Source organism: Minwuia thermotolerans (assembly GCF_002924445.1).
In the GTDB taxonomy this organism is placed as follows: Bacteria; Pseudomonadota; Alphaproteobacteria; order Minwuiales; family Minwuiaceae; genus Minwuia; species Minwuia thermotolerans.
Genome location: NZ_PIGG01000070.1, coordinates 1 through 24,511 on the forward strand (window position 1 = coordinate 1; position 24,511 = coordinate 24,511).

Consider the following 24,511-nt stretch of genomic DNA (forward strand, 5'->3'; position numbering starts at 1 on the left):
AACGGCGGCACCCGAATGTCGTCGCTGTTGCGCTCGCCAACAAGAACGCCCGGATCGTCTGGTCGGTCCTGGCGCATGATGCCGAATATCGACCGCTACGAGCCGCGGTCGCAGGCTGAACCGGCGGCGCTTCAGCCATAAGCGGAAGGCCATCGACGGAATATTGCAGCAACCTGGCTGGGGATGGTGAAAGGGTCGCTCCCATCGCTTCCAGAACCTGATGTGTGGACCGGCACGGCAGGGGCCGATGTCTCGGGGGCATTGAGGAGGAAGCACGCGGAAATCCATCGGGGCTCGCGGCGACGAATGTTCGGGCCGCTCAACGAAGCCGGATATACGTCCGCAATTGCGATCTCCGATCCAGAGCCAACCAAATCGTTGCAATCAGGCGGGGTCCATATACGTCCACACATGACAATGCCCAACGTTGGCGTACTACCATCCGGTTGGCTAAGCTAATCACTTCGCGATGCCTATAGGCAGATTGGGCATAGATCCGGAATGGGAGGGCCTTCGGTTGGCCCGAGTCTTCATCAGTCATTCGAGCAAGGACGGTGAGGTCGCCGAGCGGCTTAAGAACGAGCTGGCCAAGGCTGGCTTCGACAATATTTTTCTTGATTTCGATGAAGGTGAAGGCGTCTGGCCCGGCGAAAATTGGGAACGAAGGCTCTACAGTGAAATCCAGCGCGCTCAGGCGATTGTCCTGGTGCTGACGCCCAACTGGCTGGCGAGCAATTGGTGTTTTGCCGAGTTCACCCAAGCTCGTGCTTTGGGAAAGTCAATTTTTCCGGTCATATTTTCGCCGATCGGCGATCAGTTCTTCGCTTCGGACATCCAGAGCATTGACATCACACATGAATTCGAGGGCGGGTTTGAACGCCTGAGGCGCTCGCTGACGGAAGTCGCGTTGAACACGCAAGGTGGTTTCCAGTGGGACGGAACGCGCTCACCTTTCCCTGGCATGCTGTCCTTTGCGGAAGAAGATGCGGCCATCTTCTTCGGACGTGATGACGACATCCGTCGGATCATCGAACGGTTGAATGCGCGCCGCGCACAGGGCGGCCCGCGCATCCAGTTGCTCCTCGCTGCGTCGGGCGCAGGCAAGTCTTCCGTCCTCCATGCCGGGGTTATCCCACGCCTGCGCCGGGATTCCTCCAACTGGATATTGCTGGGCCCGGTTCGACCTGAAACAAGACCGGTCAGGAACCTGATCCGCCAGATCGCGGTCGAGTTGAGCGACGGGGAGCGTTCGCGACTGCTGCGCGACCGATTGCAGGAAGTTGGTACGGAAGAATTCTTCGACGATCTTGTAGAGGAGGTGCGGCACAAACGACGGGCGCCGGCGGCGCATCTGCTTGTCATCGTAGATCCTGTCGAGGAACTGTTCACAGTCGCGGACGAACGCGAGCGTGAAGCGTTCCTGGAGCTGCTGACAGAAGTTTCGTCGGCGGATCTCCCGATCATCTTCCTCATGGCGATGCGCTCCGACTTTCTCGATCAGTGGCAGGCTTCACCGGCCATTGGCTCCCTAGACGAGGAGCTGTCTTTGAAGCCGTTGCCGATCGAAAAAGTTGGCGAGATCATTCGGGGGCCCGCGCTAGTGGCGGGATTGGAAGTCGAAGACGCTTTGATCGCGGCCGCAATGCGTGACGCTCAGTCTCCCGACGCCCTGCCTCTGCTCGCCTTCAGCCTTAGAACCCTGCACGAGCAACTGGGGTCGGTGACAACGTTGACGCTTGCAGCATACGAAGCGTTGGGTGACCGCGCGCGCGGCCTTACCCCGATTGAGAATGCGGTGCGCGAAGCTGCGGACACAGCTGTCGCAGATGCCAGGTTGAGCGAAATCGACCTCGATGCGCTGCGGCGTGCCTTTGTGCCGAACCTCGTCCGGATTGATCAGGACGGTAATTTTGTCCGCCGCGCCGCCCGGCTCGAGAGCCTGCCTGCCCAGTCGCGCCCAGCGCTCGAACGACTAATCAAGGCACGGGTCCTGACTGTTCGACGTGAAGATAATGCTGACTGGATTGAGGTCACACACGAGGCAGTTCTTCGCAAATGGCCGCTGCTACGTGGTTGGATTGAGCAGGAACAGGAATTCCTGCTTGGGCGCGAACGAATTGTGCAGGCCATGTCTGACTGGAAAATCGCTGACGCCGAAGACAAGCCGGCGGCCCTTCTCCACGGTCTTATGCTAGACCGCGCGCGAGTGTGGAATGCCGAGTTCGGAGATTCCCTCGGGGTCGACGAACGCGCCTTCATCGAGGCGAGCGCGGAAGCCGCCGACCGCGCACAGCGTAAGCGGAACAGGCTACGCAACGCGCTGACCTTTGGCGGAATTTCCGCCGGCGTCGTCTTTGCCGCGCTGTCGGTCATCGCACTGTTTCAGTGGCAGGCGGCCGAAGAAAGCCGTCGTTTGTCGGATCGCAATCTTGGCCTGGCATTGTTGACCGAAGCTGAGGCACTGCTTGTTGCAGAGCGACCAACGCGCGCCCACATCACCAGCGCACTTGCTTTGGGCGAACTCCCGATGGCCGGCCGAAGTGCATCGGGATCGCCTTTGGCCCCGGGTAGTGACTCCTACCTGAGGGCGCGTGCCATTCACCGGATTACCGGGCCGGCGACAATGGTCGATGAACGTGTCCTGCAAATCGGCACAGGGGCAACGTCCATCGCCTGGGGAGCGGACCGGCAGACGCTTGCCGTCGCAACAGAGGATGTTGAGGTCCGGGTTTTTGATCCGACCCGGGACATCCTGAAGGCGAGGATTTCTGGTCACGACAGATTTATCGGTGCCATAGATTTTTCGCCGGATGGCCGTTGGCTCGCCTCTGCCAGTTCCGATTCAACTGTCGGGCTATGGACCGCAGGGACGGACGAAGCGGCGCGGCTCTGTGGCCATGAGGCCCCAGTACGCGACGTCGCATTTCATCCCAGCCGCCCGATACTTGCTTCGGCCAGTCTCGACCGCTCCGTCCGCGTCTGGAACGCCGAATCAGCGAAATCCGTTGAAGTCTTCGATCAACTCAGTGGCTACGGCCAGACGGTGCGCTTCAGTCCCGACGGCAACTGGCTCGGCTACGCCGATCAGTCTGGGGCAATCTACTTAAGACGAACGTCGGACTGGAAGCTTATCCGGCGAGTTGAGACACAAATCAACGGCATCGTGAGTATTTCGTTCGATCCCCGAAGCGAGCGTCTGGCAGCCATTGGTGTTGGCGGCGAAGTGCTGTTGTTGCCACTGACAAAAGATGCATCGACACAAATCTTACACGGTCCACAAGAGCGTTCCTGGAACATCGTTTTTACGCCTGATGGGATGTGGCTGGCGACCTCCTCCTGGAGCGGAAACATCAACTTCTGGAATACCGAGACCGGACGGTTTGTCGTTAGTGCTGACATCCACGAGCATTGGGTTCGGCAGCTTGCTATCAGCGAGGATGGCACCCGGGCCACCGCGAGCTACGATGGTACCGTCCGGATGTCACCGGGTCGTACGCCGTTACCCATCTTTGAATCTGTGCAGGGTGACCAGTTCGAAGCGCTGACTGCGGATTTTGACAAGAAGGGCGACCTCCTCGCGGTGGGTGGCAGAGACGCTGCAGCCAAAGTCTTTTTACGCGACGATCGTGGCTGGTTCCGTCAGCAATGTAGCACCGGACCTCATGCCGGCTGGATCTGGGCCCTCGCGATACATCCGGACGGAACTCTGTTCGCCACTGCCGGAAATGAAGACGGGGCAGAATCGAACCAGATCCGACTCTGGCACACGATCGATTGTGCACCGGCAGGTTCACTCGATATCGCAAAGCGCAATGTCCGAAATCTGCTGTTCACACTTGACGGTCGATATCTCCTCGCCGCCCTTGATAAGGATATCGGTCGCTGGTCGACCGATGGCTGGCGGCGCCATGACGACCTGAAGGGCCATAAGGGACGGGTTTGGGACCTTGCTACTGACAGTACCGGATCGGTCGTGGCATCAGCCGGCGAAGATGGCCAGGTTCGTGTCTGGGACGCCGGCACCGGCGCTGCGAATGGCGCTTGGCGGCTGGGTGATGGCGGCCCGATTTGGCAAGTGGCATTTCAGCCCGGCACTGCGAGACTTTTTGCGGGAGGGCTCTCCAAATCGATCTATGCCGTCGACTGGCGCACAGGAAATCCAGTCACGCTGAATGTCAAGGCACCGAGCAATGTCAGCCGCCTGAAATTCACCCCGTCAGGAGACCGCTTATTCGTCGGCGACGAGACCCGATCAACAACAGTTTGGCGAACAGACGCCTGGGAGCGCGAAGCCATTCTGTCGGCTTCCGTCGGCGTTCGAGGCCCTTTCAGTATTGATTCTGTTGGTCGCTTTCTCGCCTACGACGGAGAAGACGGTCTCGTCCGCCTTCTCGAACTCGCACGTCTCGGGGCGTCACCGGGGTCGAGGTCACCAGCGCTTCCGGCTTTCGAGTTAAATGGATCCCGTATTCGGCTCAATCCCGAACTGCCTCCCGGTAGTCCGGACAGGTTTGTCGCTGCGAGCGCTCCGATGCGCGACGTGCATTTGCCCGCTTGCCGTTAGTTTTCGGATAGAGAACCCGCTAACGCCCCCGCTTCGTCCCGCCGACGGGGTTGAAAACCCATATGCACCAGAAAATAAACGGCAAGAAAAGTGCGAGGGGGAAGTACCGTTCAGCCTGCATGCGGAGTACTTGGGACCAAGCTTCGTTTCGATCATGAACCTCGATCCCGTATTCCGGGAATCGAATGCGGAGCGTTGCGAGGACATCGGAACTCGGACTCATCGGTGCGAAGACACCAGCATAATCAACTTGATCGAAGTAGATCGGACTCGCCCCACTATGCGCCAACAGGCGGACCGATGCAGGATATTCGACCAGCTCGCCAAAGCCAGACAGCCCGCTTGCGCAAGCATCCCTAAACACGACTGCGATGTCGAGATCATGCAAATTTGAGGCGGCTTCGATCGCCTCCCAGTAGTCGCTTTTACTAATGCCTTGCATTGTCGCCCAGTCCGGGGCGACGGCGTCATCGGGCGCCTCGGGTGAAAGCAGCCTAAGAAACTCAGCTTCCGGCACTTTCGTGTAGTCGACACTAACCCTCGGCATCATGGCAAGATCCTGGGTGCCATGGGATTTCGTCACGAGGATCAGCGGTCGGCCGGAAAAAAGGGCCATCGACCCGACAGTCTCCAGTGCCGCTCTGAGATTTACGGCACGCGCCAGCGGCGCGGCTCCAAAGACGGGATCATCCTCAGTGAGCGACACATTGAAAGATTGCTCACGTGTGCCTCGGAGACCGTCGGTTAACCTGAATACGCCACGCCGCGCAGTTCCGTTGGTGAAAACTGCGAGCGGCACGTCATGTAATCGCGCGAAGGCTTGCAGCGTTGCGATTTCGCGGCGCACCGCGTTCGGGAAGTAGTCGAGGTCGTTTTTCAGTGCCCGGCGTAGGTCTTTCGCAAATTCGCTGTTCGACCTATCGAGAAGGGTGAAAAGTCGACGATAATTGGGCTCACTTTCGATAGTCGAAAGCGTGTCGTTGGCATAATAGACGATTGCCACACCGTCAGGCTTCAAAGAAACGCTCGAAGCGTTTAAGGCGGCCGAAAAAATACATCCCGTTGCGGCCACAAACAGGACCGCTATGAGAATCGGTAATTTCAAGCCAGTTTTGTGTCAGAGGCCAATCTTGACAGAGAGTGGCCCGCTGCTGTCCTGTTTATCAGGCTCCTTGGGCCCCTCATTCGGCTCACCGATTGCACCATTCGTTAACATGAAGCCGAACATTGCAAGTGCAATTGCAAGTGCTCCAGTAACAATTTTGATCCGTCCTAGTTTGCGCATATCTCGCACTCTTCTAAGGTTAACGAATAATCATAACGATACCGGAAGAAGCATTCAACTGAAAATCGTCAGGGCCTGCCGATCCGGTTTTTAACCACTCGCGCCACGCTGCGGAAATTCGCCTCCGCGCACGCCGGTTGTCCCCCGTCAGCGCCTTTGGGCCATTTTGATGTGATTTCCTAACGGACATCACGTCGGGACGCCTATTTTATCTGACGACGGACACGGAGAAATGTCCATGCCCCGCCAACCCGCGACCCGCCAGTTCGATCCGTTCGCCACTCCGCAGGACGAGAGGACGCAACTGATGCCGCGATGGCAGCGTTTCCGGTAGCCCCTTTCCGGGCGATGACGGGGAACAATCAGGGCTGCACTGCCGACGTCAGCTCGGATGGCGTGCCGTGAATGGCGGGATCGTAGGGCTCGAGTGTTCGATAGACGATGTCGATGCTCTCGCCCAACTGCGATGATTTCAGGGTCTCCGGGGGTGCCGTACCCTCGTTCTGCATGGCGTAGGGATAACCACGGATGACCGCCTGGCCGCCTGGGAAAACCACCGCCATCAAGGGGGAATCGGCGTATTGCGACGGACGGGCGAGGTACAGAAAACGTCGGACAGTGAGCAATCGGGGACTGTCATTCACGATCAATGTCGCGGCCGACGGCCATTCAGGTTCGCGTTCGAGGCGGTAGGTACGGTTGTCGGGACTGTGATATCGGCCCCCTTTGAAGGCTTCCCGTGTCAGGAAGCCTGTTTCGGAAATCCGGTCGTTGGCGATGACGAGCATGAACGGCCGGTCGGACCGGGTGGACCGCAAGTCGAGTACGACCGGCGCAGCCAGCACGGCCGCTCCCGCGAGAGCGAAGGCGAGGCCAAACAGCATGTTTTTCCGCAAGAACCAGAAGAATCCCACGGCACAGGCTGCCGCAAGCAGCAATGCGACAACGTTGAGCAGGTTACCGCCGGAGTCGGCTTCGGCAATCAACGCCTTTCCATCCCGTGGTCTGAGCCCCTTGGCTCCCTCGTTCAGAACGAGAGTCCTTCCGTTTGATAGCTGATGGGTCGGTGGTTTGCGAGAGTGCCGGTCGCAGAGCCGATCTGTTGCGGGAGCGACCGGCACTCAGCGGGCGTCAGCCCGCCCAGGGATGAGTGCGGGGTGGCGCTCCTGTTTCCGGAGCAGAAACGGGCCAACAACGCCCTGGGCGGCTTCAACTGGTTCAGGCGGAGCGATAGCCGCCGCGGCTGTGGCGAACCGCTCTCCATTCGCCAGATGATCGGGCAGGTCGTCGACGATCATGCCATCGACCCGTCGCGCGTCTTCATAACGGGGCTGTCCTCGGGCGGCGCCATGACCTCGGTGATGCTGGCGACCTACCCGGAGGTGTTCGCAGGCGGCGCGATCATCGCCGGGTTGCCCTACCGCAGCGCGGACACCCTGATGGAGGCGATCTTTCGCATGAAGGGCTATGGCGGCCCCTCGGACCTGGAACTCGACGCCCTTGTGCGCGGGGCCTCGAAATCCACCGGCCACTGGCCGACGATCTCGGTCTGGCATGGCGACAGCGACATGGTCGTCGACAGTTCCAACGCCGATTCGATCGTCCGGCAGTGGCAGAAGATCCACAAGGTCGAAGGCATGCCGACCCAGATTGCAACGGTCGACGGCTTTCCCCGGCGGGTCTGGCGCAACGCAGGCGGGCGGGAGGTCATCGAGGAGTTCCTCATCGGCAGCATGGGCCACGGCACGCCGATCAGAGCCGGGGGCGACGAAGGCCTCGGCGAAGAAGGCAAGTGCATGCTGGAGGTCGGCATTTCGTCGACCCGCCACATAGCTCATTTCTGGGGCCTGACGCAGTAGCGGGAACGGTGGCCGGACGGCACCCCGCCGACGGAATCGGCCTGCAACTTCGCCAGGCGGCTGAAGACCCTCAAGGGTATCCCCCGTCAGCGCCTTCGGGCCATGTGAGGCGCCGCTTAATGGGTCAACGGAGACAAGGTGATTTCCACGCGACGGTTCTGCGCACGCCCCCCGATCGTCGAATTCGGCGCAACAGGCCGGGTTTCCCCGAACCCGCCTGCGATGATGCGGCGGCTGTCCACGTCAGACGATATCAGGAACCTGGCCACGCTGTCGGCGCGTCTTTCCGAGAGGTCCTGGTTGTAGGCATCGGGTCCGGTGCTGTCGGTGTGACCCTCGACGACGATCAGGGTCTTCCTGAATTCCCGAACCACGAGCACAACCGACTGAAGCACATCGTAGAAGCCGGCGTTGATATCGGCACTATCCGTGGCAAATGTGATGTTGCCCGGCATGTTCAGAATGATTTCGTTCTCCACCCGGGTCACGCTGACGCCGGTGCCCTGAAGCGTCTCGCGAAGCTTGGCCTCCTGCCGGTCCATGTAGTAGCCGACACCCCCGCCGGCCACAGCGCCCAGACCAGCGCCGATCAATGCCCGCTTGCGCCGTTCCTTCGACTCGTCCCCGCTCAGCGCTCCGACCGTTGCGCCGGCCAGTGCTCCGATCCCGGCGCCCCAGGTGGTATTGCTGATCTTCTTCTCCCGCGTGTAGGGGTCGATCGACGTGCACGCCGTCAGTCCCAGCATGCCGATACCGCAGATGACCGCGATGCGTTTCAGGCTTCGCCCGATTTCGATAATGTTCGTGTCTATATGTCTGTTTGCCATCGCTTAAGGCCCCTCCAGCGCTCGGAACTTGACGAGATGGCAGTCCCAACCTTGCTGCGAACTGAACGAAAGCCGGGACGATGAGCTGAGCCGCTGTTTCGCTCAGATACGGGAAGCCAACGCGCGAGCGGCAGTTCCGCCGCTGCGGGCGGCTGACAACTCGCGACCGGTTTCCGCGAGCCCCGGACCGCACATTTCAGCCTGCCTCGGCGGTGAAACAGGCCTGCCGAACGATCCGAACGAAGGCGTCGCAAGCGTTCGTAAACGCCTTCACATCGCAGGGCTTGGTGGCCAAATCACCGGCGTTGTCAGACCAAATTTGATGGGCCGCCGCGGTCGCTGAAGGCGCCTGGTTTCACGCTGCGATCTGCCGCCAATCGGCAATTCCTGCGTTGCGGCGCTTTTTGAAGAGGGACCCGGCGTCGCCGCCGGGTCCCTACGATGCCAGATGGTGTCAGGCCGCCTTGTGGTACTTCGCGTAGCGCAGGTCGAAGCGGTCGGCGTCCATGACCTTGGTCCATGCCTTGACGAAATGCTCCACGAACATCGGCCCGGCATCGGCCCCGGCATAGACTTCGCACAGGGCCCGTAGCTGCGAATTGGCGCCGAACGCGAGGTCGGTCCGCGTCGCCGTCCATTTCTCCTCGCCGCTCTCGCGCTGCGTGCCGACGAAGACCTCGTCGCTTTCGTCATCGACCTGCTTCCAGGCAGTGCCCATGTCGAGCAGGTTGACGAAGAAGTCGTTGGTGAGCTGGCCCATCCGATCGGTAAGCACGCCGTGCATCGTGTTGCCGGCGTTGGCGCCAAGGACGCGCAAGCCGCCGACCAGCACCGTCATCTCCGGCGCTGTCAGGCCGAGCAGGTCGGCGCGGTTGTTGACATGCCAGGTCCGCTGCGGCGCAAAGCGGATGCGGGCCCCGTTGGCGCCGCCGCGATGGTCGGAGCGGCGGTAAATGGAGGCCGAGGGCCCAGCCCGCCTTGACCAGCTCGGAGACCGAATGGCCGGAGCCCAGGATCGTCTCCTTCAGGCGGGCGGCGTCGCCGTCGTCGATCGGGGTGTGATCGGCCTGGGGCAGGGGATCCTGCCAGATCATGTCCTCACTCGGCACGTCCGGGCCCAGGTAGCGGACCTTCGGCCCCATGTCGCGGTGGGTCAGCTTGTACCAGGCGCGCGCGAAGGCATCGGCGAATTCGTCGGGGTTGTTGTAGAAGCGCTGGGAAATCTCGCGGAAGCCCGGATCTTCCTTCAGCGCCATGTCGGCGGTGGTCATCATGGTCGGCAGGCGGCGGTCGGGACGGTGCGCCCCGGGCGCCTTGTCCTCCTCCTTCTGGTTCTTCGGCTGCCATTGCCGCGCGCCGGCCGGGCTCTTGACCAGGTCGTAGCCGTATTCGAAGAGCACGCGGAAATAGTTCATGCTCCACTGGATGGGCGTCGGGGTCCAGGCGCCTTCCAGGCCGCTGGTGATGGTGTGATCGCCCATGCCGCTTTCGTGCCCGCAGGTCCAGCCGCGGCCCTGCTGGGCGACGTCGGCGCCCTCCGGGGTGGCGCCGACCTTCGAAGCATCGCCAGCGCCGTGGCACTTGCCGAAGGTGTGGCCGCCGGCGGTCAGGGCGACGGTCTCCTCGTCGCTCATCGCCATGCGAGAAAAGGTCTCGCGGATTTCCTTCGCCGATGCCAGCGGGTCGGGACTGCCGCCGGCCCCTTCGGGTTGACGTAGATGAGGCCCATCTGCACCGCGGCCAGCGGGTTCTCGAGCGCCTTGCCGGCATCCTCGCCCATGCGGGCCTGGGCGCCGTCGCCGACCCATTGCTCCTCGGTGCCCCAATAAGTGTGTTCGGGCTCGTAGACGTCCTTGCGGCCGCCCGCGAAGCCGAAGACCGGCCCGCCCATGTCGTCGATGGCGACGGTGCCGGCGAGGACCAGCAGGTCGGCCCAGGACAGACGCCTCGAGTACCAGCGTCAGCGTGTCGCTGGCGTCACCGACCTTCTCGGGTCAAACCGGACCGCCACGTCGGGAATGCTCCGCAGGCTGCCGCCCGTCGAGGACGGCCTCGACGATGCGCGGTGCCCGGTAGGCGAGGTTGAGCGCCCTGCGGACGTCACTGCTATCGAGCCGTTCGCGCTTGGCAAGCTCACGAAGTGAGACGACATCGCTTTCGGCCCGCATCCGCCGACAAGGTTCAGGTGTTGCGGGCGGATTCCTCCTGTCGCTGAGCACCTGATCACTATTCGGTCACCGAAAGCACTTGACTGCAATTTGTGCAACGCACCATTCTTTTTCCGCAATGGCGAACGAAACGCTGAAAGTCGCGGTCATCGACCAGAACCCCATCCGGGCGGCCATTCTGGTGGACGGCCTGGAAGAGGCGGGCGAGGTGGAGATCACGCTGATCTCCAGCACCTCCGATCTGCTGTCGCGCATATTCGCCATCGATCCCGATGTGATCCTCATCGACCTGGAGGACCACAGCCGCGACGTGCTGGAGCAGATGTTCCAGGTCAGCCGAGATGTCCGCCGGCCAATCGCGATGTTCGTCGACCATTCGGACAAATTGATGATCGACCAGGCCGTCGAGGCCGGGGTTTCGGCGTATATCGTCGACGGGCTGGTGAAATCCCGGGTCAGGCCGATCCTCGACATGACCATCAGCCGTTTCAACGCTTTCTCCAGGCTTCGCGACGAACTGGAGAAGACGCGCGGCGCGCTGGAGGACCGAAAGGTCATCGACCGCGCCAAGGGAATTCTGATGCGGACGAAGAAGATCGACGAGCCTGCTGCCTACGCGCTGCTGCGGAAGACGGCTATGAACGAGAAGAAGAAAATCGCCGAGATCGCACGTTCCGTGATCACGGCGTCGGAACTGCTGGGCTGATGCGTCCGTTCCGGGGAGATCAACGGCGACCTCCCGTCCCGCGATGCGCAACGCCGCGCTTCGAGCGACACCCAGACGCGCCGGCTCCCGGGCCAGCGGCACCAGGCTGAGGAACCGAACGATGCGCGAGAAATACAACATTCCCTGCCGGATGGCCGAATCCGGCAGCGGTTCCGAGAATGTGGTCCGTGCGGGATTCATGCAGCTCGCGGACAGCGCGCCGCTGATCGCCGCTGCCGAGCGCGGCTTCGCCGCCGAACACGGTATTCGCCTTGAGCTTGTCCGGCAGGCGTCCTGGGCCAATGTCCGCGACCGCATTAACATCGGTCATCTGGACGTTGCCCAGATGCTGGCCGGGATGCCGATCGCCTCCAGCCTCGGCGTCACCCATGTAACAGTGCCGATCATCGCCCCATTTGCCTTCGGCAAGGGCGGCAACGCAATCGCGCTAGCGCGCGGTCTGTTCGATCACCTGTCGGCGACGGGCGAGGACTGGCGTGGCGATCCGATGGCCGCGGGCCGGGCGCTTGCGCAGGTGATCCGAGATCGCGCCGCCCGCGGGGAGCGGCAGCTCGTTCTCGCCATGGTCTTCCCGTTTTCGAGCCATAATTACGAACTGCGATATTGGCTGTCCTCTGCCGGCGTCGACCCAGACGAGGACGTCCGCCTGGTCGTGATTCCGCCGCCGATGATGGTGGAGAGCATCCGCAACGGACAGGTCGACGGTTTCTGCGTAGGCGAGCCCTGGGCGAGCCTCGCCGTGGACGCCGGCATTGCGGCGATCGTCGCGCTGGGCGGCGACATATGGCCGGACGCACCGGAGAAGGTGTTGGGGGTGCAGGAGAGCTGGGCGCGGCAGCACCCAGACGTGCTAGGGCGGCTGCTCCGGGCGCTGAAACGGGCTGCCGACTGGTGTGTCGATCCCGGCAATCTCGACAACCTGATCGACCTTCTGGCGCGTCACCGCAATGTCGCCGCGCCGCGCCGTATCCTTCGCCGGGCATTGACAGGCGAGTTGATCGTCCATCCCGATGGTACGATGCGCCTTGCACCCGACTTTCTCCGGGTCGGCGGGGGTGGGTTGAACCTGCCGGATCCGGAGGGCGCGCTCTGGATCTACAGCCAGATGGTGCGCTGGAGACAGACGATCTATTCCGAAGACGGGGCTGCCGTGGCGCGGGCCGCCTACCGTCCCGATCTGCTCGGCGCTCCTGTCGGCATATCGACTCGGCCGGAACCGCCACGCGGCGGTTCCTTCATCGACGGTGTCGCGTTCGATCCCGACGATATTCCCGGCTATCTGAAGCAGCTTGGCATGCCCGCCAACTGATCTGGGTCTGTGCACGGAAACGTGCTGCGTTGCACAAACGGTGTGCATGTCTGACGATCTTCCGATCTTGATCGCGCGGCCAACTCTCTGAAATCGCGATGGTTTCTGAGTTCGCGTGTTTGGCATCGCGGTTGCATCAAAGGGAGCGACGCCAACGGAGGCGTCACCGAACATAGCGGTCCATTGCAGGGCCGTACGTGGCGAAGCTGCCACCTGAACGCGCTTCCGAACTCGGAAGGTGGACGGGTGGGCGGCTTTTTTTGTGCCCGGTTAAGGCCGGGCGGGCTGCCCGGCAGACGGACCGGACAGGACTTGGGAGTGCAGAAACATGGCTAATTCCTTGCTGGAGAGGCTGCGCCGGAGCGCACTCGCGGTGGCGGCCATCGCTATGGCGGGCCTGCCGGCCGCGACGAACGCGGAATGGCTGGACGTCGAGAAGGACGAACTGACCTTCGGATTCATCAAGCTGACCGACATGGCGCCGCTCGCGATCGCCTACGAGAAGGGCTATTTCGAGGAAGAGGGGCTCTTCGTCACCCTGGAGCCGCAGGCCAACTGGAAGGTCCTGCTGGACCGGGTGATCACCGGCGAACTGGACGGTGCCCACATGTTGGCGGGCCAGCCGCTGGCCGCAACAATCGGCTTTGGCACCGAGGCGCACATCATCACGCCCTTCTCCATGGACCTGAACGGCAACGGCATCACCGTTTCCAACGAAGTTTGGGCGGAAATGAAGAAACACGTGCCGTTACGCGATGACGGCAAGCCGGTGCATCCGATCAAGGCCGACTACCTGAAGCCGGTCGTCGACAACTACCGCCAGCAGGGGAAGTCATTCAAGATGGGCATGGTCTTCCCCGTCTCGACCCACAATTACGAGCTCCGCTATTGGCTTGCTGCCGGTGGGCTACACCCGGGCTACTACGCCGCCGACAACATCTCCGGCCAGATCCAGGCCGACGTGCTGCTGTCGGTGACCCCGCCGCCGCAGATGCCCTCGACCCTGGAGGCGGGCACGATCCACGGCTACTGCGTCGGCGAGCCATGGAACCAGCAGGCCGTGTTCAAGGGCATCGGCGTGCCGGTGATCACAGACTACGAGATCTGGAAAAACAATCCAGAAAAGGTCTTCGGCATTACCGCCGAGTTCGCCGAGGAATACCCGAAGACCACGCTGGCCCTGACCAAGGCGCTGATCCGCGCCGCCAGGTGGCTGGACGAGAACGACAACGCGAACCGCCCCGAGGCCGTCGAGATCCTTTCGCGCTCCGAGTATGTCGGTGCGGACTACGAGGTCATCGCCAACTCCATGACCGGCACCTTCGAATACGAGAAGGGCGACAAGCGGCCAGTGCCGGACTTCAACGTTTTCTACCGCTATTACGCGACCTACCCGTTCTACTCCGACGCCGTCTGGTACCTGACCCAGATGCGCCGCTGGGGCCAGATCACCGAGGGCAAGCCGGACGGCTGGTATGACGAGGTCGCCCGCAAGGTCTACCGCCCCGACATTTACCTGGAAGCTGCGCGGATGCTGGTCGAGGAAGGCCATGTCGACGAGTCCGACTTCCCCTGGGACACCGACGGCTACCGCGCGCCGCAGGCCGAGTTCATTGACGGCGTCACCTTCGATGGCCGCGCGCCCAACGACTACCTGAAGCAGTTCCCGATCGGCCTGAAGGGGGCGGAGCAGGTGAAGGGCAATAGCGTCGTCGGCGGCTGAGCCAGCGGCCGGTGAAGATGGCGGGCGGTCCCCAAGGGGCCGCCTGCGCCCTGGCCAGCCGATCCAACCGGACAGCAGAGAGAGTTCCCAAGATGAGTACAGTCAGCGAGATCGATAATGCCGCCAACGAGGCGCGCCGACGCCGCACCGAGCGGCTGTTCACCTGGATCGGCCGCGCCGATGCCTACCTCAACATGCTGGCCCTGGGCTGGGTCACCCCGCTACTGAAGATCGCGGCAGGCGAGCCCGCCGGTCACCAGCTCAGGGAGTTCGGCCGCGGCCTCGGCCTGCCTCTGCTAGGCGTGCTGCTGTTCCTCTTCGCCTGGGCGCAGACGGCGCCGCTGGTCAACACATCGCTCGGCGCCGTGCCGGGCCCGGCCGAGGTCTGGGAGCAAGTCGAGGTGCTCTACGCCGATCACGTGCGCGAACGCGAGAAGGGAGAGGCCTTCATGCAGCGCCAGGAGGACCGCAATGCGCGATGGGCCGCCGAGGGCAAGGAGGAGCGCATCAAGTGGCGCGACTACACCGGCGCGCCGACCTATCTGGACCAGATCTGGACCAGCCTGGTGACGGTGGGCTTCGGCTTCCTGCTGGCGACCCTGGTGGCGGTGCCCCTCGGCATCGTCTGCGGCCTCTCGAGGGCGGTGAACGCCGGCGTCAATCCGCTGATCCAGATCTTCAAGCCTGTCTCGCCACTGGCCTGGCTGCCGATCGTGACCATGGTCGTCTCCGCGGTCTACGTCGGCAACAGCGACATGTTCCCGAAGTCCTTCGTCATCTCGGCCATCACCGTGACGCTCTGTTCGCTCTGGCCGACCCTGATCAATACCGCCCACGGGGTCGCGTCGATCGACCGGGACCTGATGAATGTGGGCCGGGTCCTCCAGCTTTCCTGGTCGAAGCAGGTCTTCAAGCTTGTGCTGCCCGCGGCCATGCCGCTGATCTTCACCGGCCTTCGGCTGTCGCTGGGCGTCGGCTGGATGGTCCTGATCGCCGCCGAGATGCTGGCCCAGAACCCGGGTCTGGGGAAATTCGTCTGGGACGAGTTCCAGAACGGCTCGTCGTCCTCGCTGGCCCGGATCATGGTCGCGGTCTTCACCATCGGCATCATTGGCTTCCTGCTGGATCGGCTGATGCTGGCGCTGCAGACCATGTTCACCCACTCGGCGATGCGTTGAGGAGGGCGGAGCAATGGCGTTTCTCGAACTGAAGAACCTGACCAAGTCCTACGGCACCGGGGCCGCGCGCACGGTGGTCCTGGACGGCATCGACCTGGAAGTCGAGGAGGGCGAGTTCGTCGCCGTCGTCGGCTTCTCCGGCTCGGGCAAGACGACGCTGATCAGCGCTATCGCCGGACTGATCGCTCCCGACGGCGGCGAGATCCGCTTGAAGGGCGCGCCGGTCGTCGGTCCTGGTCCGGAGCGGGGCGTGGTCTTCCAGAGCTACTCCCTGATGCCCTGGCTGTCGGTCGAGGGCAACGTGGCGCTGGCCGTCGATTCCGTCTTCGCCCGGGAGAGCCGGGCCGAACGGCGGGCGCGCACGCGGCGCTATATCGAGATGGTCGGTCTTGACCACGCGACTGACCGCAAGCCCGCCGAGCTCTCGGGCGGCATGCGCCAGCGTGTGGCCGTCGCCAGGGCGCTGGCCATGAGCCCGGAGATCCTGCTGCTCGACGAGCCGCTGTCGGCGCTGGATGCGCTGACCCGCGCCAAGCTGCAGGACGAGATCATCCGCATCTGGTCGCAGGAACGGCGCACGGTGGTCTTGATCACCAATGACGTGGACGAGGCGCTCCTGCTTGCCGACCGCATCGTCCCGCTCAACCCGGGACCGAAGGCGACGCTGGGCCCGCCCTTCAAGGTGGACCTGCCGCGCCCCCGCGAGCGCACAGCGATGAACCACGATGCGGGTTTCAAGACGCTGCGAGCCGAGATCACCCAGTACTTGATGAAGGTGGGACTGGAGCGCGGCGCCAGCGCCAAGGACGATCTCGTGCTTCCCAACGTGGTCCCCATCACCCAGGAGGAGACCGGCGACCGGCCGCCGGAGGCCTGGCTGGAGGCGGCCGACAGCCCGCGCGAGGACCGTTACCTGGAATTCGTCAACCTGAAGAAGGTCTATCCGACGCCGACGGGGCAGCTGACGGTCGTCGACGGCTTCGAGATGAAGATGAAGAAGGGCGAGTTCATCTCGCTCATCGGCCATTCGGGTTGCGGCAAGTCGACGGTGCTGTCGATGACCGCGGGCCTGAACCCCATCTCCTCCGGCGGCGTCATTCTCGACGGCCGGGAGATCGCGGGCGCCGGTCCGGAACGGGCCGTGGTCTTCCAGGCACCGAGCCTGATGCCCTGGCTGACCGCGCGGGAGAACGTCTCCATCGGTGTCGAGCGGGTCTATCCGAAGGCGTCGACCGCGGAGCGCTCCGACATCGTCGAGTACTACCTCTCGCGCGTCGGGCTCTCCGACGCGATGGACCGCCTCGCCGCCGACCTTTCCAACGGCATGAAGCAGCGCGTCGGCATCGCCCGGGCCTTCGCCCTCTCCCCCAAGCTGCTGCTGCTGGACGAGCCCTTCGGCATGCTCGACAGCCTGACGCGTTGGGAGCTGCAGGAGGTCCTGATGGATGTCTGGAAGCGCACCAAGGTCACCGCGATCTGCGTCACCCACGACGTCGACGAGGCAATCCTGCTGGCCGACCGGGTGGTGATGATGACCAACGGCCCCAACGCCCGGATCGGCCGCATCATGGAGGTGGACCTGCCGCGCCCACGCACCCGCAAGGCGCTTCTGGAGCACTCCGACTACTACCGCTACCGCGAGCAGCTTCTGACCTTCCTCGAGGAGTACGAAGGCGGCGCCAACACCGCGCCTGCCGGCGAAGAGAAGGACCCGGAGAACGGCTCGAAAGTCGAGGAGGCCGCGTAATGGTTGACAGTACGAAGACCGACAACCGGGAAAGGCTCGTCGTGATCGGGAACGGCATGGCGGCGGGCCGCGTCCTGGAGGAACTGTTCGAGCGCGAGCGGGACCGTTACCGGGTGACCGTGTTCAACGCCGAGCCGCGCGTGAACTACAACCGGATCATGCTCTCGCCGGTGCTCTCGGGCGAAAAGACCTACGAGGAGATCCTGATCCACGACGACGCGTGGTACGCGGCGAACGGGGTCGAACTGATCCGCGGCGAGAAGGTTATCGCCATCAACCGGGACGAGCGGAAAGTCATCTCCGCCGTGGGCACGGTCGCAGACTATGACAGGTTGATCGTCGCCACCGGCTCGCAGCCCTTCATCATCCCGGTGCCCGGCCACGATCTGGACGGCGTGCTCACCTACCGCGATCTGGACGACGTCGAGGCCATGCTGGCGGCGGCGGAGAAGGGCGGCCGGGCGGTCGTCATCGGCGGCGGCCTGCTGGGCCTGGAGGCGGCGGCCGGCCTGAAGGCGCGCGGCATGGATGTGACCGTGCTGCACCTGATGCCCACGCTGATGGAACGACAGCTGGACCAGAGCGCCGGCTACCTGCTGCAGAAGGCGATCGAGGCCCGCGGCATCGAGGTCGTGACCCGCGCCAACACCCACGAGATCGCCGGCGCCGCTGGCGCCGTTCGCGCCGTCAGGCTGGACGACGGCCGCGAGATCCCGGCCGACATTGTCGTCATGGCCGTCGGCATCAAGCCGAACGTCGACCTCGCGAAGGATGCCGGGTTGGAGGTCAATCGCGGCCTGCTGGTCGACGACCTGATGCGCACGTCGGACCCGGCGATCTACGCCGTCGGCGAATGCGTCGAGCATCGCGGCCAGTGCTACGGCCTGGTCGCGCCGCTTTACGAGATGGCGAAAACCGTCGGCGCCGGCCTGGCGGGCGATGACGGCCTGGCCTATCGGGGCTCGCTCACCGCCACCAAGCTGAAGGTGACGGGCGTCGACCTCTATTCGGCGGGCGAGCTCGCCGAGGGCGATGACCGCGAAGAGATCGTGCTGCGCGATGCCGCACACTCCATCTACAAGCGGCTGGTGCTGCAGGAGAACCGCATCATCGGCGCGGTTCTCTACGGCGACACTGCCGACGGGCCCTGGTTCTTCCAGCATATCAAGAACGGCACCGACATCTCCGAAATGCGCGAGACCCTGATCTTCGGTCAGGGCTTCGCGGGAGCTGGTCCGCTGGACCCTATGGCGGCCGTTGCAGCCTTACCGGATGACGCGGAAATCTGCGGCTGCAACGGCGTCTGCAAGAGCCGGATCGTATCGGCCATCGAGGGCGGGCAGGCCACGCTGGACGGCGTCCGCGCCACGACCAAGGCCTCGTCCTCATGCGGATCCTGCACCGGTCTGGTGGAGCAGTTGCTGGAGCTAAGCCTTGGCGGAGACTTCGCCCGGGCGGTGGCGGATGGGATGTGTCCCTGCACCGATCTCGGCCATGGCGAGGTGCGTCGCCTGATCGCAGCCAAGGAGTTGATGTCGATCCCGGCGGTGATGCAGGAACTGCAGTGGAAAACGAGCTGCGGCTGCGCGAAGTGCCGCCCGGCGCTGAACTACTACCTGCTCGCCACCTGGCCCGGCATCTATGTCGACGATCAGCAGTCGCGCTTCATCAACGAGCGCGTTCACGCCAATATCCAGAAGGACGGCACCTATTCGGTCGTGCCGCGCATGTGGGGCGGGATCACCAATCCGACCGAGCTGCGCGCCATCGCCGACGTGGCCGACAAGTTCGCCATCCCGACGGTCAAGGTCACCGGCGGCCAGCGCATCGACCTGCTGGGCGTGAAGAAGGAAGACCTGCCGGCGGTCTGGGCAGACTTGAATGCCGCCGGTCTTGTCTCCGGCCACGCCTACGGTAAGGCGCTGCGCACGGTGAAGACATGCGTCGGCAATGAATGGTGTCGCTTCGGCACCCAGGCCTCGGTCTCGCTGGGCGTCCAGATGGAGCGCTTCCTGTGGGGCGCGTGGACGCCGCACAAGGTGAAGATGGCCGTGTCCGGCTGCCCCCGGAACTGCGCGGAGGCGACAGTAAAGGACTTCGGCGTCGTCTGCGTCGACAGCGGGTTCGAACTCCATTTTGCCGGCGCGGCCGGCATGGAGGTCAAGGCGACCCAGCTTCTCTGCAAGGTGGTGGCTGAAGAGGACGTGCTGGAGCACTGCGCCGCCCTGCTGCAGCTCTATCGCCAGGAAGCGCACTACCTCGACCGCATGCACAAATGGCTGGCCCGGGTCGGCATGGACCATGTCCAGGCGGCCGTGGTCGAGGACGCGGACAACCGCCGGGACCTTTACGAACGCTTCGTCTTCTCCCAGCGCTTCGCCCAGTCCGATCCGTGGAGCGAACGCGCGGCGGGCCGGGATTCACACGAGTTCACGCCCCTCGAGGGCCCGAAGCTGGAGGCCGTCACCTGATGAAACTCACCACCGAGAAATGGCTCGACATCGCCGCCCTGAACGATATCCCGCGCCGGGGCGGCCGGGTGCTGAAGGTGGCTGGCGGCTGCATTGCGCTGTTCCGCACCAATGACGATCAGGTCTTTGCGCTGGATGACCGCTGCCCGCACAAGGCCGGTCCGCTCAGCCAGGGCATCGTCCACGGCGCGGCGGTCACCTGTCCGCTGCACAACTGGGTCATCAGCCTGGAGACCGGCGAGGCGATGGGCGCGGATGAGGGCCAGGTCGCGACCTACTCCGCGAAGGTCTCCAACGGTCGCGTGCTGGTCGGCCAGGAATGCCTGCGTCTGGGCATGGAGCCGGCGGATGGCTGACAGCGGCGCATTCCCGCCGGTCCGCACCACTTGCCCCTATTGCGGGGTCGGATGCGGCGTGCTGGTGCGCCGTCGCGGCGACGGGGGGATCGAAGTGACGGGCGATCCGGATCATCCCGCCAACTATGGCCGCCTCTGCTCCAAGGGGGCGGCCCTGGCCGAGACCCTGGGCCTGGAGGGCAGGCTGCTCTACCCGGAAATGGACGGTCGGCGCGTAGCCTGGCGCGCCGCCATCCGCCGGGTCGCCGAGCGGTTTCGCGAAACCATCGCCGAGCACGGGCCGGACTCCGTTGCCTTCTACATCTCGGGCCAGCTGCTGACCGAGGACTACTACGTTGCCAACAAGCTGATGAAGGGCTTCATCGGCTCGGCGAATATCGACACCAACTCGCGGCTTTGCATGGCGTCCTCCGTGGCCGGCCACCGGCGGGCCTTCGGTTCCGACACTGTGCCCGGCTGCTATGACGATCTGGACAAAGCCGACCTAGTGGTTCTTACAGGTTCGAACCTGGCGTGGTGCCATCCGGTCCTGTTCCAGCGCCTGCTGGTGGCCCGGGAGGCGCGGCCCGAAATGAAGATCGTCGCCATTGATCCGCGCCGGACGGCGACGGCGGAACTGGCCGACCTGCACCTGCGGATCCGGCCGGGTGGCGACGTGGCCCTTTTCAACGGCCTGCTGCACTGGCTTCACGCCGAGGGCTGCATCGACGTCGGCTTCGTCGCACGCCACACCGACGGTCTGGAAGCGGCGCTGGCGGCGGCGGATGACGACCTGGCCGCAATCGAGACGGCGACCGGCGTATCGCAGCACCAACTTGCGGCATTCTACGCACTGTTCGCAGGGACGGAGCAGGCGGTCACGGTCTACAGCCAGGGCGTCAACCAGGCCGTCGACGGCACCGATCGGGTCAACGCAATCATCAACTGCCATCTGTTCACCGGACGGATCGGGCGGCCCGGCATGGGACCGTTCTCCGTCACTGGCCAGCCCAATGCCATGGGCGGGAGGGAAGTTGGCGGTCTGGCCAATCAGCTCGCCTGTCACATGGAACTGGACGATGTCGATCATCGTGCGCTGGTGCAGAATTTCTGGGATGCACCGGCGGTTCCCGACACGGCCGGACTCAAGGCGGTCGACCTGTTCCGCGCGATCGAGGACGGCAGGATTAAGGCTGTCTGGATCATGGCGACCAACCCCGTGGTGTCCCTGCCGGAGGCTGACCGAGTCCGCCGTGCTCTGGAAAAATGTTCCTTCGTCGTGGTTTCCGACGTGGAACGCCACACCGACACTACCGCGCTGGCGGATGTCCTCTTGCCCGCCGCGGCCTGGGGCGAGAAGGACGGCACCGTCACCAACTCGGAACGCCGTATAAGCCGCCAGCGTGCCTTTTCCGCCTGTCCCGGCCTGGCGCGCCCCGACTGGCTCATCATCCGCGACGTCGCCCGGGAAATGGGTTTCGGCGCGGCCTTCGACTACGACGGGCCGGCGGATGTCTTCCGGGAGTTCGCCGCGCTTTCGGCACATGGCAATCACGGTAGCCGCGACTTCGATCTGAGCGGACTGACCGGGCTGACACCGGCGGGCTACGACGCCCTCCAGCCGGTACAATGGCCGGTTCGGCATGCCGGCAACGGCGGGCAGGAACGTTTCTTCGCGGAGGGCGGATTCTTCACTGCCAATGGCCGTGCCCGCTTCGTCGCCACGCCTGCCGGACAATCTCCCGCCCATGCGTTTCATCTGAACACCGGCCGCATCCGAGACCAGTGGCACACCATGACGCGCACCGGTCGAGCACCGCGCCTTTCGCGCCACCTGGCCGAGCCATTTGTCGAGATCCATCCGGTAGACGCGGGGCACCATGATGTCCAGCCGGCTGATCTGGTGGTGCTCGAGAACGCTTTCGGCCGGGTTGTGGCCCGGGCCCTGATCACAGATGCTCAGCGTCGCGGCAGCCTGTTCATGCCGATGCACTGGAGCGGCCCATGGTCCGGCGCGGCGCGTGTTGACGCGCTGATCGAGAGCATCACGGATCCGGTGTCCGGACAGCCGGCGCTGAAATCCGGCACTGTCCGTTTCTCGGTCTTCCGGCCAGGCTGGTACGGCTTCGCGGTCAGCGTGGAGCGTCCGGCGGCAGCGGGGCTTGCCTACTGGGCACTGGCGCGGACCGAAGGCGGGTTCCGCATGGAATGCGCAGGGCTCGACGCCATACCGGGCGAGGCCGGGGCCACCGCGCTGCTGGGTCTGTCCGCGGCGCCGGAGGCGACGCGGCTGCAGTATCGCGACGAGCGGGGCGGCAGCTATCGTCTGGTCATCTTCCGGGGCGACCGTCCCGTGGGCCTGTTCTTCGCCGCGCGCACCCCGGTCGCAGTCGAGCGGAACTGGCTGGCCGGTTGCCTCGACCGGGCGATCACCGACGCAGCCGGGCACACCGCCCTGCTGGCAGGCCGCCCGGGTGGCGCGTCATGTGCCGCCGGCGCGCTCATCTGCGCCTGCAACGGCATCGGCGCCAACGCTATCCGCGCCGCCATCGAAGGCGGTGCCACGACCATGGTCGAGGTCGGCCGCCGAACCCGAGCGGGCACCGGCTGCGGTTCCTGCCTGAGCGAGATCAAGAGGATGCTGGATCATGGCGTGGCGACAGAAACCGTCTGACAATCTGGATCGGATCGGGCAACTCGCGGTACTGCCGCTGTTCTTCAAGCTGGATGGCAGGGCCGTGCTCGCCGCCGGTGGCACCGAAGCAATGGCATGGAAGCTGGAACTGCTGCTGGCCGCCGGCGCGCAGCCCGTCATTGCCGCGTCGGTGCTTTCAGAAGAGGTGGCGGCTCTAGCCGCTCGCCATGGCCTTGGACGGATCGACCTCGAGTGCGCCCGCATGCGGCTGTCCGACTATGCGATGATCGTCGCCGACCTGACCGACGAGACCGAGGCGCAGTCCCTGTATGACGACGCCCGTGCCTCGGGCGTTCCGATCAACCAGATCGACCAGCCAGCGCTCTGCACGGTCCAGTTCGGATCGATTGTCAATCGATCGCCGGTCGTCATCGGCATTTCCACCGATGGTGCGGCGCCGGTCCTGGGCCAGCGCATTCGCAGCCGGATCGAGGGGCTGTTGCCGCGCGCCCTCGGGAAGTGGGCGGAACTGGCGCGCCGGCTCCGGCCCCGGGTGAAGCGGGAGATCGAGCTGCCCAGCCTGCGGCGGGCGTTCTGGCGGCGTTTCGCCGACTGCGCGCTCACCCAACCGGCCGGTCCGGCGCAGGAAGAGTTCGAAACCCTACGCACCGGCGGTGGGGCCGGCGGCCGCGTCACACTGGTGGGAGCGGGTCCGGGCGACCCGGACCTGCTGACGCAGAAGGCGATCCGTGCTCTGCAGGACGCCGACGTGATCCTGTTCGACGCACTGGTCGCACCGGAGATCCTGGAACTGGCCCGGCGGGAGGCGAAACGGCTGCCAGTTGGCAAGCGCGGTGGCCGGCCCTCGTGCAAGCAGGACGAGATCAACCGTCTGATGATCCGCTTCGCCGGAGAGGGAAAACATGTCGTGCGTCTGAAATCCGGCGATCCGGCCTTCTTCAGTCGAGGCGGGGAGGAAGCGGCCGCGCTGAGGGCCTTGGGAATCGCGTTCGAGTTCGTGCCTGGGGTCACCGCGGCATCCGCGGCCGCGGCCAGCCTCGGCCTCACGCTCACCGACCGCCGCATGGGGCGTCAGGTGCTGTTCGCTGCCGGCCATGGCCGTAATGACGAAACTGCGGAAATCGACTGGCATGCGCTGAGCGGCGGTTCGACGACCGTTGCGCTCTACATGGGACGCGGGCGCATGGCGGATCTTGCCTCGCGGGCCATCTCCGAAGGCGCGGACCCGACCCTGCCGGTCGCGATTGGTGTCGACATCTCGCGGCTCGGAGAGGAGTGGCGTCACACCACGCTATCCGCCGCGGCGGCGGCGGCTCGGGAACTGGATGGCGACGCGCCTTGCCTGATCTTGGCCGGGCGCGTGCTGGAGACGCTCTGGACGGGTAATGGCGCATCTTGCCGATCAGAAGCTTCCATCCCTCAAGATGTCATGCTTGCCGTCAGCCTCCGCTCCGCCTCAATAGCCGGCCGGCTTGGTGGCAAAGTCGCCCAAGACTAGTGGATCGAATCTAACGTTTAGTGCCCGCGCCTGACAGCGGCGATGATCCTGTCGAGATCGGCGGTCCAGACGAACGGCTTGGGTTGTTCGTTGTGCTCGGTGACGAAGCGGTTGATGGTGGCCTGGAGGTTGGCGACGGAGCGGAAGACGCCCCGCTTGAGCCG

Annotated in this window: 14 protein-coding genes and 3 pseudogenes; 12 read left to right on the forward strand and 5 right to left on the reverse strand. The window is 64.2% G+C overall.

The features are described from left to right. Both CWC60_RS20625 and CWC60_RS20630 read left to right on the forward strand, forming a co-directional pair. Positions 1 to 119 (forward strand): annotated as a pseudogene (locus tag CWC60_RS20625) (IS110 family transposase); the annotation flags it as partial. A gap of 398 nt (positions 120 to 517) precedes the next feature. Continuing rightward, positions 518 to 4,564 carry an nSTAND1 domain-containing NTPase gene (locus tag CWC60_RS20630; protein ID WP_164516666.1) on the forward strand — a complete coding sequence of 1,349 codons (4,047 nt, stop codon included), beginning with the start codon at positions 518 to 520 and terminating at the stop codon, positions 4,562 to 4,564. 19 nt (positions 4,565 to 4,583) lie between these two features. Here the strand turns inward: CWC60_RS20630 and CWC60_RS23365 are convergent, their stop codons facing one another. Next, positions 4,584 to 5,669 carry a hypothetical protein gene (locus tag CWC60_RS23365; RefSeq protein ID WP_125182844.1) on the reverse strand — a complete coding sequence of 362 codons (1,086 nt, stop codon included), beginning with the start codon at positions 5,667 to 5,669 and terminating at the stop codon, positions 4,584 to 4,586. 542 nt (positions 5,670 to 6,211) lie between these two features. Then, on the reverse strand, positions 6,212 to 6,835 hold the full coding sequence (locus tag CWC60_RS20640) for a hypothetical protein (protein ID WP_109795825.1): 624 nt from the start codon (positions 6,833 to 6,835) through the stop codon (positions 6,212 to 6,214). A gap of 171 nt (positions 6,836 to 7,006) precedes the next feature. Between CWC60_RS20640 and CWC60_RS20645 the strand changes: the two genes are divergently transcribed. Beyond that, positions 7,007 to 7,708 carry an extracellular catalytic domain type 1 short-chain-length polyhydroxyalkanoate depolymerase gene (locus CWC60_RS20645; protein WP_206420073.1) on the forward strand — a complete coding sequence of 234 codons (702 nt, stop codon included), beginning with the start codon at positions 7,007 to 7,009 and terminating at the stop codon, positions 7,706 to 7,708. Positions 7,709 to 7,824: 116 nt separating this feature from the next. Here the strand turns inward: CWC60_RS20645 and CWC60_RS20650 are convergent, their stop codons facing one another. Further along, the gene (locus CWC60_RS20650) at positions 7,825 to 8,454 is read right to left on the reverse strand and encodes a YiaD family glycine zipper/OmpA-like lipoprotein (RefSeq protein ID WP_109795837.1); all 630 of its coding nucleotides are present in this window, start codon (positions 8,452 to 8,454) and stop codon (positions 7,825 to 7,827) included. Positions 8,455 to 8,989: 535 nt separating this feature from the next. Continuing rightward, a pseudogene (locus tag CWC60_RS24440) lies at positions 8,990 to 10,489 on the reverse strand (peroxidase family protein); the annotation flags it as partial. Positions 10,490 to 10,821: 332 nt separating this feature from the next. Here CWC60_RS24440 and CWC60_RS20665 point away from each other — a divergent pair. The 9 genes from CWC60_RS20665 (at position 10,822) to cysG (ending at position 24,347) form a co-directional block, all read left to right on the forward strand. Beyond that, positions 10,822 to 11,409 (forward strand): ANTAR domain-containing response regulator, encoded by a 588-nt coding sequence (locus tag CWC60_RS20665; RefSeq protein ID WP_109795828.1) that lies wholly within the window; start codon positions 10,822 to 10,824, stop codon positions 11,407 to 11,409. A gap of 121 nt (positions 11,410 to 11,530) precedes the next feature. Further along, positions 11,531 to 12,739 carry a CmpA/NrtA family ABC transporter substrate-binding protein gene (locus tag CWC60_RS20670; RefSeq protein ID WP_164516667.1) on the forward strand — a complete coding sequence of 403 codons (1,209 nt, stop codon included), beginning with the start codon at positions 11,531 to 11,533 and terminating at the stop codon, positions 12,737 to 12,739. Positions 12,740 to 13,127: 388 nt separating this feature from the next. Continuing rightward, positions 13,128 to 14,462 (forward strand): CmpA/NrtA family ABC transporter substrate-binding protein, encoded by a 1,335-nt coding sequence (locus CWC60_RS20675; protein ID WP_420891178.1) that lies wholly within the window; start codon positions 13,128 to 13,130, stop codon positions 14,460 to 14,462. A gap of 92 nt (positions 14,463 to 14,554) precedes the next feature. Then, on the forward strand, positions 14,555 to 15,640 hold the full coding sequence (locus CWC60_RS20680) for an ABC transporter permease (RefSeq protein WP_109795831.1): 1,086 nt from the start codon (positions 14,555 to 14,557) through the stop codon (positions 15,638 to 15,640). 13 nt (positions 15,641 to 15,653) lie between these two features. Then, the gene (locus tag CWC60_RS20685) at positions 15,654 to 17,387 is read left to right on the forward strand and encodes an ABC transporter ATP-binding protein (protein WP_109795832.1); all 1,734 of its coding nucleotides are present in this window, start codon (positions 15,654 to 15,656) and stop codon (positions 17,385 to 17,387) included. Continuing rightward, complete coding sequence (gene nirB / locus CWC60_RS20690; protein ID WP_109795833.1) at positions 17,387 to 19,858, forward strand: nitrite reductase large subunit NirB; 2,472 nt, start codon at positions 17,387 to 17,389, stop codon at positions 19,856 to 19,858. The genes CWC60_RS20685 and nirB overlap by 1 nt, the downstream gene beginning before the upstream one ends. Beyond that, entirely contained in the window at positions 19,858 to 20,214 is a 357-nt protein-coding gene (gene nirD, locus CWC60_RS20695; RefSeq protein ID WP_109795834.1) for a nitrite reductase small subunit NirD, read from the forward strand. The genes nirB and nirD overlap by 1 nt, the downstream gene beginning before the upstream one ends. Continuing rightward, on the forward strand, positions 20,207 to 22,867 hold the full coding sequence (locus tag CWC60_RS20700) for a nitrate reductase (RefSeq protein WP_109795835.1): 2,661 nt from the start codon (positions 20,207 to 20,209) through the stop codon (positions 22,865 to 22,867). Before nirD ends, CWC60_RS20700 begins: the two co-directional genes overlap by 8 nt. Then, on the forward strand, positions 22,842 to 24,347 hold the full coding sequence (gene cysG, locus CWC60_RS20705) for a siroheme synthase CysG (RefSeq protein ID WP_109795836.1): 1,506 nt from the start codon (positions 22,842 to 22,844) through the stop codon (positions 24,345 to 24,347). Before CWC60_RS20700 ends, cysG begins: the two co-directional genes overlap by 26 nt. A gap of 17 nt (positions 24,348 to 24,364) precedes the next feature. On the opposite strand, the pseudogene CWC60_RS20710 reads toward cysG, so the two are convergent. Beyond that, positions 24,365 to 24,511 (reverse strand): annotated as a pseudogene (locus tag CWC60_RS20710) (IS630 family transposase); the annotation flags it as partial.